This window comes from Streptomyces sp. NPDC088730 (assembly GCF_044751215.1).
Taxonomy (GTDB): Bacteria; Actinomycetota; Actinomycetes; order Streptomycetales; family Streptomycetaceae; genus Streptomyces.
In genome coordinates this window covers 924,854-940,360 of sequence record NZ_JBIVLK010000002.1, presented here as the reverse complement: position 1 = coordinate 940,360, position 15,507 = coordinate 924,854, and the positions used below count along the sequence as shown (strand labels likewise).

Sequence of the window (15,507 nt, the reverse complement as noted above, 5' to 3'; positions counted from 1 at the left end):
CCACCCCCCGCCAACCCCCCGGCCCCCGGGGCGCCCCCCCCCCCCCCGGGCGGGCCGCCGCGGCGCCCACCCGTCACCCCGGGGGCCCCCCCCCCCCCGACGCTCCGCGTTGCCCGGCGCTTCGCACCGCAGGGTGCCGCTGCCGACCGCCCGCCCCCTCGGCTCGCCGCCCGTGCGGGCATCACCCTCGCCGGCAGGACCCCGGAGGCCTGCCGGGGTCTTCGGCGATGGCGGGATCTTCGGGCGCCGCGCGCACCGCCTCCACGACGAGTGGGCGTGACGGGGTGCCCGCCGGCCCCATCGGGGTGCGCCGCCCGTCCTGTTCGAGCGCTTCCGCGGCACTGAGGGCTGCGTCGATACCGTCCTCGTACGCGACGATGTGCGACCACTCCCCGTCCGCGTCGATCGTGGGGCAGCTCCCGATCTCCTCACGTTTCGACCACGTGAGATGGATGATCGAGTAGCGAGCGGGTGTATCGAGGTGGCGGCAGAGGACGTCATCGTTCGAATACCGATGCGCGATCACTTCCAGCGCTGCCCCGAAGAACGGATGCGCGGGGTGCACCTCGGTCCTGAGCTCGCGCGACAGCGCCGTGTGGTCGGGGTCGCAGTCCCCGGTCATGTCGCACCAGTCGTCACCGAGCCCCGCGACCCTGCCCGTATCCGTCATCTTCTTCATCGGCCTGGCCCCGCCTCCGCGTCGTAGTCCTTGGGTGGCAAGGTCCGGCCTCTTCCGAGGTCGTCGCGTGCCTATCGGTCGAAGACGAACCGCAGGTTCTCGTCGTCCAGGTACCGGATGTTCACCTCTCGGCCCGCCCGCACCCCGGCCTGACGGCGGACGGAGACGGTCTCGGTGACGCGCTCTGCCGCGCTGTCGTCCGGCCACGAGAGCGTGTACCGGATGGTGACCGAGTCGCGCCCGTTGCGGGCGACGAGTTCCCCGCTCTCGTCGAGCCTCTTGAGCGGTACTGCCAGGGAGCGAGGATAGCTCCGGGGACCGACATCACCGCCTCCGGGCACGGTGCCCGCCGTGGGTGCGGGCACCGCTGCGGGGTGGCGCGGCTTCCGCCGGTCAGACGCTGCCGAACTCGCCGGCCTTCACACCCGCCACGAACGCGGCGAACGAGCCCGTGGGCACGTTGAGCACGGGGCCGCTCACGTTCTTCGAGTCGCGGACCGGGACGACCCCGTGCACGGCGACGAGATTCAAAGCGACCTCGACGCAGTTGCCGCCGATGGAGCTGTAGGAGGACTTGAACCAGGTGAGAGATGCCGTCGTCACGTGCTGTCCTTTCGTACTTGATTGATCATGGCTACAGACTCTGCCTGCGACAGTGACTCAACCTGCAGCTGGTGGTAGGCCGTGAACAACGGTTCCACGAGTCGTGGTTCCCGCTCCATGCGCCCTTGCTGCGCTGACTCGGCATACGCAACACGCGTTCCGTCCACCAACGTCACCAGATTGACAGGCAGGTCATACGCTCGCATTTCCGCCATCCTGTACGGCGCGATCTGTAGAACAACGTTCGGGCGCAATGCCAACTCCGCCAGGTGTGACAGCTGTTCGCGCATCACCTCTGATCCGCCCACGGGGCGTCGCAGGCAGCTTTCATCAAGGACGAAGTACAGCAACGGCGGCGGCGTGCGCTCGCTGGCTGCCTGGCGACGCACCAACAGAGCCAAGCGCTCCTCCGCCTGCACCTCGGTAATGGCGCCCCGACGCACCGCGCCGTTGTTGATCGCCTGCGCGTACTCGGGGGTCTGGAGGAGGCCAGGGCGCCGGGCTGCTGGTGACGTTCACTGTGCGGCGCGTCCGGTCGAGGGCGGTCGCCGCGACGGCTCCGGTCGGCGCGCCCGCGCGCTCCGCCTCACGGCAGCACCCGTACGAGCGCGTCCAGCGTGCCCGCCCAGGCGCTGTCGGTCGGGGTTCCGTAGCCGATGACCAGCGCCTCGCGGCTCACCTCGGCGTCCGGGTGGCGGAAGGAGGACAGCCCCTCCACCGCCAGGCCCTGCCAGGCCGCGGAGCGGACGACGTCCGCCTCGCTGCCCTCCGGGAGTTCCAGTACGGCGTGCAGTCCGGCGGCGATTCCGCTGATCCTGATGGACGGGGCCCGTTCCGCGAGGGCGGCGACGAGCTGGTCGCGGCGTCGGCGGTAGCGCAGCCGCATGGAGCGCACATGCCGGTCGTACGCGCCCGAGCCGATGAACTCCGCGAGCGTCAGCTGGTCCAGCGCGCTGGACCACCAGTCGCTCAGCCCCTTGGCCTCGGCCATCTCGCCCACCAGTGCCTGCGGGACCACCATCCAGCCCAGCCGCAGCCCCGGTGCCATGGACTTGCTGGCCGTGCCGAAGTACACGACGTGTTCCGGGTCCAGACCCTGGAGGGCGCCGACCGGCTGGCGGTCGTAGCGGAACTCTCCGTCGTAGTCGTCCTCCAGGATCAGGCCGCCCGTGCTGCGGGCCCAGTCGACGGCGGCGGCGCGCCGGTCGGGGTGGAGCGGCACCCCGGTCGGGAACTGGTGCGCGGGTGTCAGCAGCACCGCGCCCGCGCCCCGCATCGCGGGCAGTTCGCCGGTTCTGGAGCCGAGTCCGTCGAGCGGCAGGCAGGGGATGCGCAGCCCGGCCTCGGTGAGCAGGCGGGTGTGCACGTCGAGTCCGTACGATTCGACGGCCACCTCCCGCACACGGCGCTCCCGCAGCACCTTCCCCGTCATCATCAGTCCGTGGACGAAGCCGGAGCAGATGACGATGCGATCGGGGTCCGCGTACACCCCCCGGGCCCGTGACAGGTAGTCGGCCAGCACGGTGCGCAGTTCGACGCGGCCGCGTGGATCGCCGTAGCCGAGGGCGTCGTTGGGGGCAGAGGTGATGGCGCGGCGGGCGGCCTTGAGCCACTCGGCGCGCGGGAACGTCGACAGGTCGGGCGAGCCTGGCATCAGGCTGTAGGCGGGGCTGGTGCGGGGCGGCCGGGAGCGCGGCGCCCTGGCCGTCCCGTGGCGTGGCTCCGCGCGCCGCGCGACCCGGGTGCCGGAGCCCTGGCGGGCGGTGAGCCAGCCCTCCGCGACGAGTTCCGCGTAGGCGTCCGCGACGGTGTTGCGGGCGATGCCGAGGTCGGCCGCGAGGGTGCGGGAGGACGGCAGCCGGGTGCCCGGTGCCAGCCGTCCCGTCCGGGCCGCCTCACGCAGGGCGTCCATGAGCCCGGCCCGCAGCCCGGTTGCGCCGGTCGGGTCGATGTGCAGGTCGGCGCCGAAAGTGGCCCAGGGATCCGTCATGAAAATGGACCATACCGGTGCGCCACCCCGCGCGTAGCGTCGTATTCATGACCACGAACGAGCAGCACCACGCAACGTCCGAGTACACCACCGAGCACACGCCCCGTATGCAGTGGGCCGAGCACGCTCCCGACGTCTACAAGGCGATGGCCCGACTGGAGGCCGCGTCCCGCAAGGGGCTCGACCCGGTCGTGGCCGAGCTGGTGAAGATCCGGGCCTCGCAGATCAACCACTGCGCGTTCTGCATCGACATGCACACCAAGGACGCCCTGGCGGCGGGTGAGTCCGTGGAGCGCATCGTGCAGCTCAGCGCCTGGGAGGAGTCGCAGCACTTCTACACGCCGAAGGAGATCGCGGCGATCGAGCTCGCCGAGGCGATCACCGTCCTGACCGACGGTTTCGTGCCGGACGAGGTCTACGAGAAGGCCGCCAACCACTTCGACCAGGCCGAGCTCGCCCAGCTCATCGCCGCGATCATCACGATCAACGCCTGGAACCGGTTCTCCGTGACCGCCCGCCTGGTTCCCGGCCACTACACCCCGGGCGACCACCGCTGACCTGCCCACTCCCCGCCCCGCCCCCGTCTGGAGCCCCGAGATGACCGCGTCCGAACTGCTCGCCCTGCACCACGGCCGCGCCCCCGGCGATCCCCTGGTCCTGCCGGGACCGTGGGACGCCGCGAGCGCCCGGGTCTTCGCGGACGCCGGATTCCCGGCCCTCGCCACCCCGAGCGCGGGCGTCGCGGCGTCGCTCGGGTACGAGGACGGGGAGACGCCCGCGGAGGAGATGTTCGCGGCGGTGGCCCGGATCGCCCGCGCCGTCGCCGTCCCCGTGTCGGCGGACATCGAGGCGGGGTACGGGCTGGCGCCGAAGGAGCTGGTGGAACGGCTGCTGGCCACCGGGGCGGTCGGCTGCAACCTGGAGGATTCGGTGGACGGTGTCCTGATGGAGCCGGACCGGCAGGCGGACCGGCTGGCGGAGGTGCGGGCGGTCGCCGGGGACGCGCTCTTCGTCAACGCGCGGGTCGACACGTATGTGCGCGGTGTCCCGGCCGGTACGGACCAGGAGGCGGAGACCGTGCGCCGCGCGCTGCTGTACGTGGCGGCGGGCGCGGACTGCGTCTACCCGATCGGTGCCCCGGCCGAGTCGCTCCCCCGGCTGGCCGCCGCCGTGACCGCGCCGCTCAACGCGCTCTCCCGGCCGGACGGTCCGGGCCCGCGCCGGCTCGGGGAGCTGGGCGCCACCCGGATCACCTTCGGCCCGGGGCTTCAGGGCGGGGCCATGGCCGCCGTACGCGGGATCGCGGACGAGCTGCGCGACTCCTGAACCCCCGGTGCGTACGGAACGGGCGTACGGAAACACCGCGCCCCCGGCAGCGAGCGGCTGCCGGGGGCGTCTGCGTACCCGCGAACGGGCGGTGGATCAGATGAGGCCGAGCTCGCGGACCGCGTCGCGCTCCTCGGTGAGCTCCTTCACCGACGCGTCGATGCGCGCACGGGAGAACTCGTTGATGTCCAGACCCTGGACGATCTTGTACGTGCCGTTCTCGGTGGTGACCGGGAAGGACGAGATGATGCCCTCGGGGACGCCGTAGGAGCCGTCCGACGGGATACCCATCGAGGTCCAGTCACCGGCGGCGGTGCCGTTGACCCAGGTGTGCACGTGGTCGATGGCGGCGTTCGCGGCGGAGGCGGCGGAGGACGCGCCACGGGCCTCGATGATCGCGGCGCCGCGCTTGGCGACGGTCGGGATGAAGGTGTCGCCCAGCCAGGCCTCGTCGTTGACGAGCTCGGCGGCGTTCTTGCCGGCGATCTCCGCGTGGAAGATGTCCGGGTACTGGGTGGCCGAGTGGTTGCCCCAGATCGTCAGCTTCTTGATGTCGGAGACGGCGGCACCGGTCTTGGCGGCCAGCTGCGAGATCGCGCGGTTGTGGTCGAGGCGGGTCATCGCGGTGAAGCGCTCGGCCGGTACGTCCGGGGCGGCGGCCTGCGCGATGAGCGCGTTGGTGTTGGCCGGGTTGCCGACGACGAGGACCTTGATGTCGTCCGCGGCGTTGTCGTTGATCGCCTTGCCCTGCGGCTTGAAGATGCCGCCGTTGGCGGAGAGCAGGTCACCGCGCTCCATGCCCTTGGTGCGCGGGCGGGCGCCGACGAGCAGCGCGACGTTGGCACCGGCGAAGCCGACGTTGGCGTCGTCGGTGATCTCGATGTTGCGCAGCAGCGGGAAGGCGCAGTCGTCGAGCTCCATCGCGGTGCCCTCGGCAGCCTTCAGCCCCTGCGGGATCTCCAGGAGACGCAGGTTGACCGGCACGTCCGGGCCGAGCAGGTGGCCGGAGGCGATGCGGAAGAGCAGCGCGTAGCCGATCTGGCCGGCTGCGCCGGTCACGGTGACATTCACGGGAGTGCGGGTCATGGCGATCTCCGTTAGACAGCTGGCGGTGGGGGCTCCTGGCCCCTGGTGCTGGACATCCCTGAATCTTGATGTGAAGAGATATCCAGCGATCAGGCTATCCGACCCGGGACCCCGTGGCCGCCCGGCCCCCTGTGGCACCGCACACAACCGGTCACTCCGCGCTCACGGCGGCCTCCCGTGGCGCCCCGCGACGCCCCCGGTTCACCCGCTCACCGGCTCAGCCGGCCGCTTCTGCCGTGCGCCCCTCGGGGCCGGTCGCTTCTGCCGTGTGCCCCTCGGGGCCGTGGCGAGGCCGTGCGCCCCTCGGGCCGGTGGCGGGGGTGGCGCACGCCTGGACGTCCGCGACGCGCTTCACGGCGATCATCGGGTGGCCGTGTCCAGCGCGGCGGACGCCTTGCCGTCCTGGCCGTCGCCGCCCGCGCCGATCCGCACGATGCCGCCGGCCGCCGCGTCGGTGATCCGGGCCCATGCCGCCCGCAGGGCTCACTGCGGCGCACCTCGACGACCGCCCGCGCCGACGGTGGCGCCGGCGACCGTGCGGACGTGCTTGGCCGCCCCGTCGGCCCACGGCCATCCGCCGCTGTCGTACACCGGTTGTCCGCCGGATCAGGCTGCCACCGTTGCCTGACGATCACACCGTGGCGGAATGGTCACTTCCGTGCCACAGGCCACAGTCATCCCTTGAACAGACCTCCTCCAGCCACAAGGCTGGCACCAGGACGGGGCAAGGCCGCTCAACTCGCCGCATTCCGGAGCTTTTCGCTCCGGCACGCCCCGCCTCCGGCGTCCGTCCCTTCTCGGGGGAGGGGACGGACGCCGGTGAGCGGAACGGTTCAGCGGATCGTGAAGTGGACCGCGTTCTCCAGGAACGGGATGTCCAGCCACGGCTTGGGCTGGGCCATCAGCGAGAGCATCACGATGAGGACGCCCAGCAGTCCGTACGTCACCAGGTCCGTGAAGCGGGAGCGCACCGCGAGCATGCCCACCGAGGGGATCACGAGCCGGATCACCGCGCCCCCGATGAGGGCCACGCCGATCAGTATCGTGCCGATCCGGAAAGCCTCCACGAAGGGGTCGGTGGCCACCACCAGCAGCCCGATCGCGGCCGTGCAGAGCACCGCGAGCAACGGCCACTGCCGGGCGGGGGCCGGGGCGTCCCGGCCCGCGGCCCGGCCGCCGCCCTCGGGGCGCGCGGTGTCCGTGGTGAGCGCCGCCGGCTCGCGCGAGCGGCCCGCCGTGGACGCCTCGGCGGGAGCGGGTGCCAGGTGGCTGCCGGTGCGGCCGTCCGCGGTGTCGTCCGCCTCGCCACCCGGCGCCTCTCCGGCTTCCGCTTCTACTTCCGCGTCGGCGCTCTCGGCGGCCGGCCCGTCCGCAGCGGCGGCGCGGTCGGCCGGACTCGTACCAGCACCCATGGGGTTCCTTCCGGTTCGGATCAGCCCGCGGCCGGGGCGGAGTCGCGCTCGGCCGCCTCGACCACGTTGACGAGCAGCTGGGCGCGGGTCATCGGGCCGACGCCGCCCGGGTTGGGCGAGATCCACGCGGCGACCTCGGCCACGCCCGGGTGGACGTCACCGACGATCTTGCCGTTCTCGTCCCGGCTGACGCCGACGTCGAGCACGGCCGCACCCGGCTTCACGTCCTCGGGCTTGATGATGTGGGGCACCCCGGCGGCCGCGACGATGATGTCGGCCTGCCGCAGCTGGGCGGAGAGGTCACGCGTACCGGTGTGGCACTGGGTCACCGTGGCGTTCTCCGACTTGCGGGTGAGCAGCAGCGGGATCGACCGGCCGATGGTGACGCCGCGTCCGACGACCACGACGTGCGCCCCGTTGATCTCCACGTCGTGGTGGCGGAGCAGCTGCACGACACCCTGCGGGGTGCAGGGCAGCGGGCCCTTCTCGTTGAGCACGAGCCGGCCGAGGTTCATCGGGTGCAGACCGTCGGCGTCCTTGGCCGGATCCATCAGTTCCAGGACGCGGTTCGTGTCGATTCCCTTGGGGAGCGGCAGCTGCACGATGTAGCCCGTGCACTCGGGATCGGCGTTCAGCTCGCGTACGACGTCCTCGATCTCCTCCTGGGTGGCGGTGTCGGGGAGTTCGCGCTGGATCGAGCCGATGCCGACCTGCGCGCAGTCACGGTGCTTGCCTGCCACGTACCACTTGCTGCCCGGGTCGTCCCCCACCAGGAGGGTTCCCAGGCCGGGGGTGATGCCCCGCGCCTTGAGGGCCGCCACGCGGACGGTGAGATCGGACTTGATCGCGGCTGCGGTGGCCTTGCCATCGAGAATCTGGGCAGTCATGTGCACATACTCGCGGATGACCCCGCCCTCGTACCAATTCTGAGCACCGGCGATGACCGACTGATTGCACTTGCACAACACATAGGGCAACCGACTGGACAAAAAGACGATGTCACCACGACGATGAGCCGCGCAGAACGCGGACTGTGTCGGGGGGACAGACCGTTCTTTATGCGCAGTATTCCTCCGCCCGGACCGCATCGTCCCCACATATCCACAACGGAGGAATCTCGCCATGAACAACGGCGACCCGAACAACCCCTACGGCCAGCCGCAGCAGAGCGGGCAGCCCGGTTACGGCTACCCGCAGCAGGCTCCGCAGGGCGTGCCGCAGCAGGGGTACGGATACCCGAGCGCCCCGCCCGTCAACCCGCAGTTCGGCGGCGGTTACGGCGGCGTGCTGGAGATGCCGGGTGGCGTGAAGGCCGCCCGTGTCATGCTCTACGTGATAGCGGGCCTCCAGCTGATAGGCGTGATCCTCATCGCGCTCAGCGCCGGTGCCGTGAGTGCGGCGAAGAACGACGAAACGCTGAAGGACGACGTCCAGTTCCAGCAGCTCGCCGACTACTCCTCGACCGCCCTGTGGGTCGTCGCGTTGCTCGCCCTGGTCTGGGGCGCGCTCGCCGTGTTCCTGGCCGTGAAGTTCGGCAAGGGCGGCTCCGGAATCCGTGTCTTCGCGATCGTGTTCGCGTCCATTACGGCGCTGCTGGGTATCTACCCCTTCATCGTCATCGGTCTGATCCACACGGTCCTCGCCGTGCTGATCATCGTCTTCGTCGCCAAGTCCGACGGCGGCGCCTGGTTCAACCGCGGGCAGCAGCCCCAGTACTGAGCGCTGCCGAGCAGTGAGCAGTCGGCACTGAACCGAAGCACGAACAGGCCGAAGGCCGTGCGTCCCTCGTTCCGGGGTGCACGGCCTTCGGCCTGTTCAACGGCTCAGTGGAAGAAGTGCCGGGTACCGGTGAAGTACATCGTCACGCCGGCCTTCTTCGCGGCCTCGACCGCCAGCTCGTCACGGACCGAACCGCCGGGCTGGGCCACGGCCTTGACGCCGGCCCCGGTCAGGATCTCCAGCCCGTCGGGGAAGGGGAAGAAGGCGTCGGAGGCGGCGTACGAACCCCGGGCCCGCTCCTCGCCCGCGCGCTCGACGGCGAGCTTCGCGGAGTCGACACGGTTGACCTGCCCCATGCCGACGCCGACCGAGGCGCCGTCCTTGGCGAGCAGGATCGCGTTCGACTTGACCGCGCGGCACGCCTTCCAGGCGAAGGACAGCTCCCGCAGCTCGTCGGCGGTGAGCGCCTCGCCCGCGGCGAGCGTCCAGTTGGCCGGGTCGTCGCCGTCGGCCTGGAGCCGGTCGGTGACCTGGAGCAGCGCACCGCCGTCGATAGGCTTGACCTCGACCTCGGCGGACGGGGCCTCGGGGCAGCGCAGCACCCGGATGTTCTTCTTGCGGGACAGCACCTCGACAGCGCCGTCCTCGTACGCCGGGGCCACGATGACCTCGGTGAAGATCTCCGCGACCTGCTCGGCCATGGCGACGGTCACCGGACGGTTGACGGCGATGACACCGCCGTACGCGGAGAGCGGGTCGCAGGCGTGCGCGTTGCGGTGCGCCTCCGCCACGTCGGCCGCGATGGCGATGCCGCACGGGTTGGCGTGCTTGATGATCGCGACGCAGGGCTCGGTGTGGTCGTACGCGGCCCGGCGCGCGGCGTCGGTGTCCGTGTAGTTGTTGTACGACATCGCCTTGCCGTGCAGCTGCTCGGCACCGGCCAGGCCACCGGTGCCGGAGGTGTAGAGCGCGGCGGGCTGGTGCGGGTTCTCGCCGTAGCGCAGGACGTCCTGGCGCTCGTACGTCGTACCGAAGAAGTCGGGGAAGCCCGAGTCGTCGGCGGCGGCGTAGTCCTCCGCGAACCAGGAGGCGACGGCCACGTCGTACGCGGCGGTGTGCTGGAAGGCCTCCGCGGCGAGCCGCTTGCGGGCGGCCAGGTCGAAGCCGCCGGCCTCGACCGCGGCCAGTACGTCGGCGTAGCGCTCGGGGCTGGTGACGACGGCCACCGACGGGTGGTTCTTGGCGGCGGCACGGACCATCGACGGACCGCCGATGTCGATCTGCTCCACGCACTCGTCGGCCGAGGCGCCGGAGGCGACGGTCGCCTTGAACGGGTAGAGGTTGACGACCACCAGGTCGAACGGCTCCACGCCCAGCTCCGCGAGCTGCTCGCGGTGGGCGTCCAGCCGGAGGTCGGCCAGGATTCCGGCGTGGACGCGGGGGTGCAGCGTCTTGACGCGGCCGTCGAGGCACTCGGGGAAGCCGGTGAGCTCCTCGACCTTGGTGACCGGCACTCCGGCGGCCGCGATCTTCCCGGCGGTGGAGCCGGTGGAGACCAGCTCGACACCGGCCCCGTGCAGGCCGCGGGCGAGGTCTTCGAGCCCGGTCTTGTCGTAGACGCTGACCAGGGCGCGGCGGATGGGCTTATTCACCGACATGATCGAGATGAACCTTTCGTCCCTCAATGCGATAGCCGTCACGGGCGAGCCGCCCCACGGCCTCGACGAGCAGCTTGCGCTCGACTTCCTTGATGCGTTCGTGGAGGGCCGCTTCACCCTCCGGGGTGTCCTCTTCGGTCACCTCGACCACGCCCTGCGCGATGATCGGACCGGTGTCGACGCCGTCGTCGACGAAGTGGACGGTGCACCCGGTGACCTTCACGCCGTACGCGAGCGCGTCACGCACCCCGTGGGCACCGGGAAAGCTGGGGAGCAGGGCGGGGTGGGTGTTGATGATCCGGCCGCCGAAGCCGGCGAGGAACTCCTTGCCGACGATCTTCATGAACCCCGCGGACACGACGAGGTCCGGGCGGTGCGCGGCGGTGGCCGAGGCGAGCGCGGCATCCCACTCCGGACGCGTCGGGTGGTCCTTGACCCGGCACACGAACGTGGGGATTCCGGCTCGTTCGGCCCGCTCCAGACCGGCGATTCCGTCGCGGTCCGCGCCGACCGCCACGACCTGCGCGCCGTACCCCTCGGGGTCGTCGCCGATCGCGTCGAGCAGGGCTTGGAGGTTCGTACCCGATCCGGAGACCAGGACGACCAGTCGGGCCGGGGCGGCGGAGGAGAGCGGGGAGGCCACGGCTGGGCCCTTTCTCGCGTGTGGAGCAGTTCGAAGCGGCCGCGCCACGGCGGCCATGCTGTTTGTACGGTCGTACGAAAGAATCACGCCCGCCGATACGGGGAACTCTACGAACGGGCCGACCGTCAGCAACGATACCGGCACCTCGCGAGGCCCTTGTGTGACGGGGTGAGGGACCGGTGGCGCTCCGGTCGGTACCGGGAGCGGGTGCCGCGGGCGGCAGCTGTCGGCCACCGCGCGTACACGCCCAGCTTTCGGCCCCTCCTCACCGGGAGGTAGCGTCAGGGACAGCGAACCGTCCGCAGGGCGGCAATGACGAGATGGGGAAGACGTTCACCATATGCCGGACCGACGCCGCCGCACCGCCTTCCGCCACCCGCTGACCGAGCCGAGCTCGCTGCTGATGCGGGAGCGCCAGTCCCCCACGCCGGGCTCCTCTTCCTCCTCCCCTTCGTCTTCCTCGTCCTCCTCGCCGTCGGGGTCCTCCGGGTCCGGCCCGCAGGACGACAACCCCTTCGCGCCGCCGCCGGAGGACCGCCCGGACCAGCCGTGGCAGCCGCGCCACCCGGTCAACGGCGGGAACAACGGCGACGGCGACGGGAACGCGCCCGAGGGCGGCTCCACGGACAACCGGCCCGTCTGGGGCAGCCAGTGGAGCAGCGACCAGCCCGGACGCCAGAGCGGTGGCTTCGGCGGGCAGCCTGCCGGACCCACCGGCCCGAACGGGCAGGGTGGCGGCAAGGGCGGTCCGGAGGGCAGGCCGGGCGGGATGCGCTGGGACCCCACCGATCCCGTCCAGCGCCGGGCGCGCTACTCACTGCTCGCCGGTATGTGGGCCTTCTTCTTCGCGATCTTCGATCTGCCGGAGATCGCCCTGCTGCTGGGGGCGCTCGCGACCTACTGGTCGATCAGCGCGCTCCGGGCCAAGCCGAAGAGCCCGTCAGCGCCCGGCGAGAAGGCCGCCGGGCAGGCCGCGGCTCCGGGTGCGGACGCCGCTCTCCAGGGGCCCGGTACCGCTGCGGGGCCGGCCCCCGCGCCGGGTTCGGCAGCAGCGCCGACCGCGCCGGGCGCACCCGGCGCCAATGTCGTGCAGCGCGGCAGCAGGCAGCAGACGACGGCCGCGGTCAGCGGTCTGGTGACGGCGCTGATCGCTCTGTCGATCGTCGCGACGTCGTTCACGGTGCAGTTGGTCTACCGCGACTACTACACCTGCGTGAACGACGCCCTCACCAAGTCGGGCCAGGTGGCCTGCAACGATCTGCTGCCCAAGCCGCTGGAGCCCCTCTTCGGCGTCAAGAAGTAGCGCCCGGAGTCGGCTTCGGCCAGCTCAGTCAGTTCGGTCGGCTCAGTAGCTCAGACAGTTCGGTCGGCTTCGGACTCGGCGTCCGGCGGGCGGACCGGTTCGGCCTCGGCCGGCTGGTCCGCCCGTTCGTCTTCCACCCGTTCGCCGTCCGCCCGCTCGCCTTCCACCCGCTCGTCGTCCGCCCTCGCGTGCCAGGGATCGGTCGGCAGGAAATCGTACAGCTCGTCGCCCTCGTCGCCCTCCCCGTCCGCACTGCTCGTAGTGCTCGTCGTGCTCGTCGTGCTCTTGGCGTCCTTGAGGTCCTTGGCTTCCTTGGCGTCCTTGTTCCGCCCGGTGCCTTCCGGTACGGGAGCGGGCGCGGGGGCCGGTGCGGGTGCCGGTACGGGCTTGACGCTCTTCGTCGGCTGCTCGGGGGCGGTACGTCCACGCAGCCGCCAGGCCCGCAGCAGCAGCGCCGACGGAACGCCGAGCACGGCCGTCCACACCAGGGCCGCCGCCCCGGTGAGCCACCACACGGGGCCGAACTCCGCCAGCGCCCGGGTCCCGAGCGGCCCGCCGGCCGCCGCCGCGAGGAGCGCGGCACCCGCCCCGCACCCCAGCGCGCCCAGCGCGGCGGTGAACGCGGTCTCCCACGGGCTCCACGCCTCCTCGCGCTCACCGTGCGCGGGCGCCGCCCTTCGCACGGTGAACCAGGCGACCGCCAGCGCCGCGGCGACCGGGACCGCAGCCGTCGCCCAGTTCGGCGGCGTCCCCACACCCTCGGCCGGCAGCGCGGCCAGCAGCGGGAAGTCCGGCACCGCCGGCCGGCCGGTGAACGCCATCGGGCTGACCGTGGAGGCCGTACCGAGCGCGAACCCCGGCCCGAGCCCGTACGCCGCACCCCAAGCCGCCGCGTTCGGCACCAGCAGCAGCGCCAGGAACAGCACCGCGAACCGGCCGGTCCAGTCGCCCGAGAGCCGCAGGAACGAGTCCTGGACCGGGTCCGCGTGCCACACCAGCGCCACCGCGACCACCAGCGCGCCCCCGCCCAGCAGGACCATCACCCCGGCCGCCGAGGCCCGGCCCACCGTCTCCGCCCGCCGCAGGAACCGGGAGCGCGCCATCGCCTCGTGCAGCCGTACCGGCGCCCATGACGGCGGCGGCCCGAGCGGGCGCCCGGCGGCCGTCCACACCCCGGCCGCCGCCGCGACCGCCACCACGAGCAGCGACGGGAACAGCAGGGACAGCGGCTCCGCGGACAGCGAGGCCCCGCGAGCGTAGAGCGCGACGGGCACTCCGACCAGCACATATCCGCCCGTCACCAGGGCGAACGCGGCCGCGGGCGAGGGGGCTTCGCACCCTTCGTCGGGATCCAGCGCGTCCCTGACCGCGCGGTGCACCAGCCAGACCGGCATGGCGGCGAGCAGCAACGGGACGACGCCGACGGGGGCCGGAGTCCCGGTCAGGGTGTCGGTTCTGATCAGTTCGGCGCCATGGGCGAGCAGCCAGAGGCCCGCGGCCGTGTGCACGGCCTCGCCGGGACCGCTGCCGGAGGCCGGGGAACTGATCCACACCACCATGACGAGCACCGCGATGGAGCCCAGCCCGAGCCCTGCGGCGAGCACCCCGCGCAGCAGCGCGGAGGCCAGTACGGCGGGCCCTCCCTGCTCTGCCGACAACGAGGGGCTGCGTTCGGTCACTTGGGTCACGCCGCAATGCTCCCAACGACACGCGCTTAATCCATGTAACGGGCGAATGACCGCTGTGTCGCTCAATATATGTTTATGTACTTTTTGATCCAGTGCAGACCGGGCGGGGAGCCCTCATGACACAGAGCACGACCGGCACGGCGGCCGCCCAGCCGCTCCCCTCGCCCAAGGAGCGCCGCAGGCTGCGCGAGGCGAAGTCGCTGAGCGAGGAGCAGGTCGCGGCGGCCGTGGGGGTCACCCGGGCCACGGTCCGGTCCTGGGAGACGGGCCGCACCAGCCCGCGCGGGCGCAAGCGCGAGGCGTACGCCAGGCTCATCGGAACGGCGGAGGCCACGCCCACCCCCTCGGCGCCTCCTCCGCCCCCCGTCGAACCGCCCATCGGGATGCCCGCCGAGTCCCCCGTCGAGCCGTCCGTCGAATCCCTGGTGGAGCCGTGCGCCGAATCCCTCGCGGAGGCGTCCGCCGGGCCTTCCGGCGAGGCGGCCGCTGAATCCCCCGCCGAGGCGTCCACCTCGTCCCCCATCGCGTCGCCCACCGCGTCCGCTGCCGCGTCGCCCGCCGAGGCGTTCGACGCGCTGTACCGGCACACGGCCGCCGCGCTGTTCCGCCAGACCTATCTGCTGACCGGCCGTCGCGGCCTGTCCCGCGAGGCCGTCGGCAAGGCCTTCGACCTCGCCTGGCAGCGCTGGCCGGAGGTCGCCGTGGACCGCGACCCGGTGGGCTGGGTGCGGGCGGCCGCCTACGAGCACGCGATGTCGCCGTGGCGCCGGATGCGCCCCGAACACCGCCGGGCCGATCCGCCGCCCGAGGCACCCGGCCCCCGCGCGCTGCTCGACGCGCTGCTGGCCCTGCCGCCCGCGTACCGTCGCACGCTGCTGCTCCACGACGGTGTCGGGCTCGGGCTGCCCGAGACCGCGGCGGAGACGGAGGCGAGCACCCCGGCGGCGGCGGGACGGCTGATGACCGCACGGGCGGCCGTCGCGGAGAAGCTGCCCGCGCTCGCGACGGCGACGGCACCGGCCGAGCAGGCGGCACTGCTGCACGAACACCTGGGCGCGCTCGCCCTGGCCCAGCCCGCGACCTCGCTGCCGGTTCCGGAGCTGATCCGGACGGGCAGCGAGCGCAAGGCGCAGCTCTGGACGCGGGCGGCCATCGCGTTCACCGTGCTGCTGATCGGCCTGACACTGATCACCCTGGCCACCGCCCCGAGGAAGTACGAGACGCCCCAGTCGCCCGCGCAGAAGGTCGGCGGGGTCCCGGCGCTCGGCGGGCCGCAGAAGCTCACGCCGCAGGACAAGAAGCTCCGGAAGAAGCTCGGTGGCGAGCTGGTGCACGGTCCGGCCCGGCTGGTTCCCCGGGTGGGCTGAGCCCGCGGCCGCACCCGAAAACGCGGGCCCGTA

At 72.2% G+C, this 15,507-nt stretch carries 15 protein-coding genes and 1 pseudogene; 5 read left to right on the top strand and 11 right to left on the bottom strand.

Annotation, left to right across the window (positions count from 1 at the left end):
• Positions 1–181 precede the first annotated feature (181 nt).
• The 5 genes and pseudogenes from ACIP89_RS11105 to ACIP89_RS11085 all read right to left on the bottom strand — a co-directional run bounded on the left by ACIP89_RS11105 (position 182) and on the right by ACIP89_RS11085 (position 3,272).
• Positions 182–679, bottom strand: a complete 498-nt coding sequence (locus ACIP89_RS11105) for a hypothetical protein (RefSeq protein ID WP_402114330.1) — start codon at positions 677–679, stop codon at positions 182–184.
• A 71-nt stretch (positions 680–750) separates the two neighbouring features.
• Entirely contained in the window at positions 751–1,044 is a 294-nt protein-coding gene (locus tag ACIP89_RS11100; protein ID WP_402114327.1) for a hypothetical protein, read from the bottom strand.
• A 28-nt stretch (positions 1,045–1,072) separates the two neighbouring features.
• Complete coding sequence (locus ACIP89_RS11095; protein ID WP_402114324.1) at positions 1,073–1,282, bottom strand: DUF397 domain-containing protein; 210 nt, start codon at positions 1,280–1,282, stop codon at positions 1,073–1,075.
• Positions 1,279–1,764: pseudogene (locus tag ACIP89_RS11090) on the bottom strand (DUF5753 domain-containing protein); the annotation flags it as partial. The gene ACIP89_RS11095 and the pseudogene ACIP89_RS11090, both read right to left, overlap by 4 nt.
• A gap of 104 nt (positions 1,765–1,868) precedes the next feature.
• A complete protein-coding gene (locus ACIP89_RS11085; RefSeq protein ID WP_401923654.1) occupies positions 1,869–3,272 on the bottom strand; it encodes a PLP-dependent aminotransferase family protein in 1,404 nt (467 codons plus the stop codon).
• A 47-nt stretch (positions 3,273–3,319) separates the two neighbouring features.
• On the opposite strand from ACIP89_RS11085, the gene ACIP89_RS11080 reads away from it, so the two are divergent.
• Both ACIP89_RS11080 and ACIP89_RS11075 read left to right on the top strand, forming a co-directional pair.
• Entirely contained in the window at positions 3,320–3,829 is a 510-nt protein-coding gene (locus ACIP89_RS11080) for a carboxymuconolactone decarboxylase family protein (RefSeq protein WP_401928436.1), read from the top strand.
• Positions 3,830–3,869: 40 nt separating this feature from the next.
• Positions 3,870–4,598: an isocitrate lyase/phosphoenolpyruvate mutase family protein gene (locus ACIP89_RS11075; RefSeq protein WP_402114322.1), complete on the top strand. Its 729-nt coding sequence runs from the start codon at positions 3,870–3,872 to the stop codon at positions 4,596–4,598.
• 96 nt (positions 4,599–4,694) lie between these two features.
• Here ACIP89_RS11075 and ACIP89_RS11070 read toward each other — a convergent pair whose 3' ends face one another.
• From ACIP89_RS11070 to ACIP89_RS11060, 3 genes are all read right to left on the bottom strand, one after another.
• A complete protein-coding gene (locus ACIP89_RS11070; RefSeq protein WP_024488992.1) occupies positions 4,695–5,684 on the bottom strand; it encodes a malate dehydrogenase in 990 nt (329 codons plus the stop codon).
• 833 nt (positions 5,685–6,517) lie between these two features.
• A complete protein-coding gene (locus ACIP89_RS11065) occupies positions 6,518–7,096 on the bottom strand; it encodes a DUF3017 domain-containing protein (RefSeq protein WP_402114320.1) in 579 nt (192 codons plus the stop codon).
• A gap of 20 nt (positions 7,097–7,116) precedes the next feature.
• Positions 7,117–7,983 carry a bifunctional methylenetetrahydrofolate dehydrogenase/methenyltetrahydrofolate cyclohydrolase gene (locus ACIP89_RS11060; protein WP_073732581.1) on the bottom strand — a complete coding sequence of 289 codons (867 nt, stop codon included), beginning with the start codon at positions 7,981–7,983 and terminating at the stop codon, positions 7,117–7,119.
• A gap of 235 nt (positions 7,984–8,218) precedes the next feature.
• Here ACIP89_RS11060 and ACIP89_RS11055 point away from each other — a divergent pair, with 235 nt between their 5' ends.
• A complete protein-coding gene (locus ACIP89_RS11055) occupies positions 8,219–8,815 on the top strand; it encodes a hypothetical protein (RefSeq protein WP_402114317.1) in 597 nt (198 codons plus the stop codon).
• A 104-nt stretch (positions 8,816–8,919) separates the two neighbouring features.
• Here the strand turns inward: ACIP89_RS11055 and purH are convergent, their stop codons facing one another.
• Complete coding sequence (purH, locus tag ACIP89_RS11050; RefSeq protein ID WP_401923642.1) at positions 8,920–10,473, bottom strand: bifunctional phosphoribosylaminoimidazolecarboxamide formyltransferase/IMP cyclohydrolase; 1,554 nt, start codon at positions 10,471–10,473, stop codon at positions 8,920–8,922.
• Positions 10,460–11,116 (bottom strand): phosphoribosylglycinamide formyltransferase, encoded by a 657-nt coding sequence (gene purN / locus ACIP89_RS11045; protein ID WP_401923639.1) that lies wholly within the window; start codon positions 11,114–11,116, stop codon positions 10,460–10,462. Before purN ends, purH begins: the two co-directional genes overlap by 14 nt.
• A 340-nt stretch (positions 11,117–11,456) precedes the next feature.
• Here purN and ACIP89_RS11040 point away from each other — a divergent pair, with 340 nt between their 5' ends.
• A complete protein-coding gene (locus ACIP89_RS11040) occupies positions 11,457–12,419 on the top strand; it encodes a hypothetical protein (protein WP_402114315.1) in 963 nt (320 codons plus the stop codon).
• Positions 12,420–12,469: 50 nt separating this feature from the next.
• Here the strand turns inward: ACIP89_RS11040 and ACIP89_RS11035 are convergent, their stop codons facing one another.
• Positions 12,470–14,098 carry a DUF6350 family protein gene (locus ACIP89_RS11035; RefSeq protein ID WP_402114591.1) on the bottom strand — a complete coding sequence of 543 codons (1,629 nt, stop codon included), beginning with the start codon at positions 14,096–14,098 and terminating at the stop codon, positions 12,470–12,472.
• 125 nt (positions 14,099–14,223) lie between these two features.
• Between ACIP89_RS11035 and ACIP89_RS11030 the strand changes: the two genes are divergently transcribed.
• On the top strand, positions 14,224–15,474 hold the full coding sequence (locus ACIP89_RS11030; protein ID WP_402114312.1) for a helix-turn-helix domain-containing protein: 1,251 nt from the start codon (positions 14,224–14,226) through the stop codon (positions 15,472–15,474).
• Positions 15,475–15,507 lie beyond the last annotated feature (33 nt).

Excerpts from the sequence above, each read along its gene's own strand:
- ACIP89_RS11030 (WP_402114312.1), top strand. The coding sequence starts at position 14,224 with ATGACACAGAGCACGACCGGCACGGCGGCCGCCCAGCCGCTCCCCTCG.
- ACIP89_RS11070 (WP_024488992.1), bottom strand. The coding sequence starts at position 5,684 with ATGACCCGCACTCCCGTGAATGTCACCGTGACCGGCGCAGCCGGCCAG.
- ACIP89_RS11080 (WP_401928436.1), top strand. The coding sequence starts at position 3,320 with ATGACCACGAACGAGCAGCACCACGCAACGTCCGAGTACACCACCGAG.
- ACIP89_RS11040 (WP_402114315.1), top strand. The coding sequence starts at position 11,457 with ATGCCGGACCGACGCCGCCGCACCGCCTTCCGCCACCCGCTGACCGAG.
- ACIP89_RS11105 (WP_402114330.1), bottom strand. The coding sequence starts at position 679 with ATGAAGAAGATGACGGATACGGGCAGGGTCGCGGGGCTCGGTGACGAC.
- ACIP89_RS11065 (WP_402114320.1), bottom strand. The coding sequence starts at position 7,096 with ATGGGTGCTGGTACGAGTCCGGCCGACCGCGCCGCCGCTGCGGACGGG.
- purH (WP_401923642.1), bottom strand. The coding sequence starts at position 10,473 with ATGTCGGTGAATAAGCCCATCCGCCGCGCCCTGGTCAGCGTCTACGAC.
- ACIP89_RS11060 (WP_073732581.1), bottom strand. The coding sequence starts at position 7,983 with ATGACTGCCCAGATTCTCGATGGCAAGGCCACCGCAGCCGCGATCAAG.
- ACIP89_RS11075 (WP_402114322.1), top strand. The coding sequence starts at position 3,870 with ATGACCGCGTCCGAACTGCTCGCCCTGCACCACGGCCGCGCCCCCGGC.
- ACIP89_RS11085 (WP_401923654.1), bottom strand. The coding sequence starts at position 3,272 with ATGACGGATCCCTGGGCCACTTTCGGCGCCGACCTGCACATCGACCCG.
- ACIP89_RS11055 (WP_402114317.1), top strand. The coding sequence starts at position 8,219 with ATGAACAACGGCGACCCGAACAACCCCTACGGCCAGCCGCAGCAGAGC.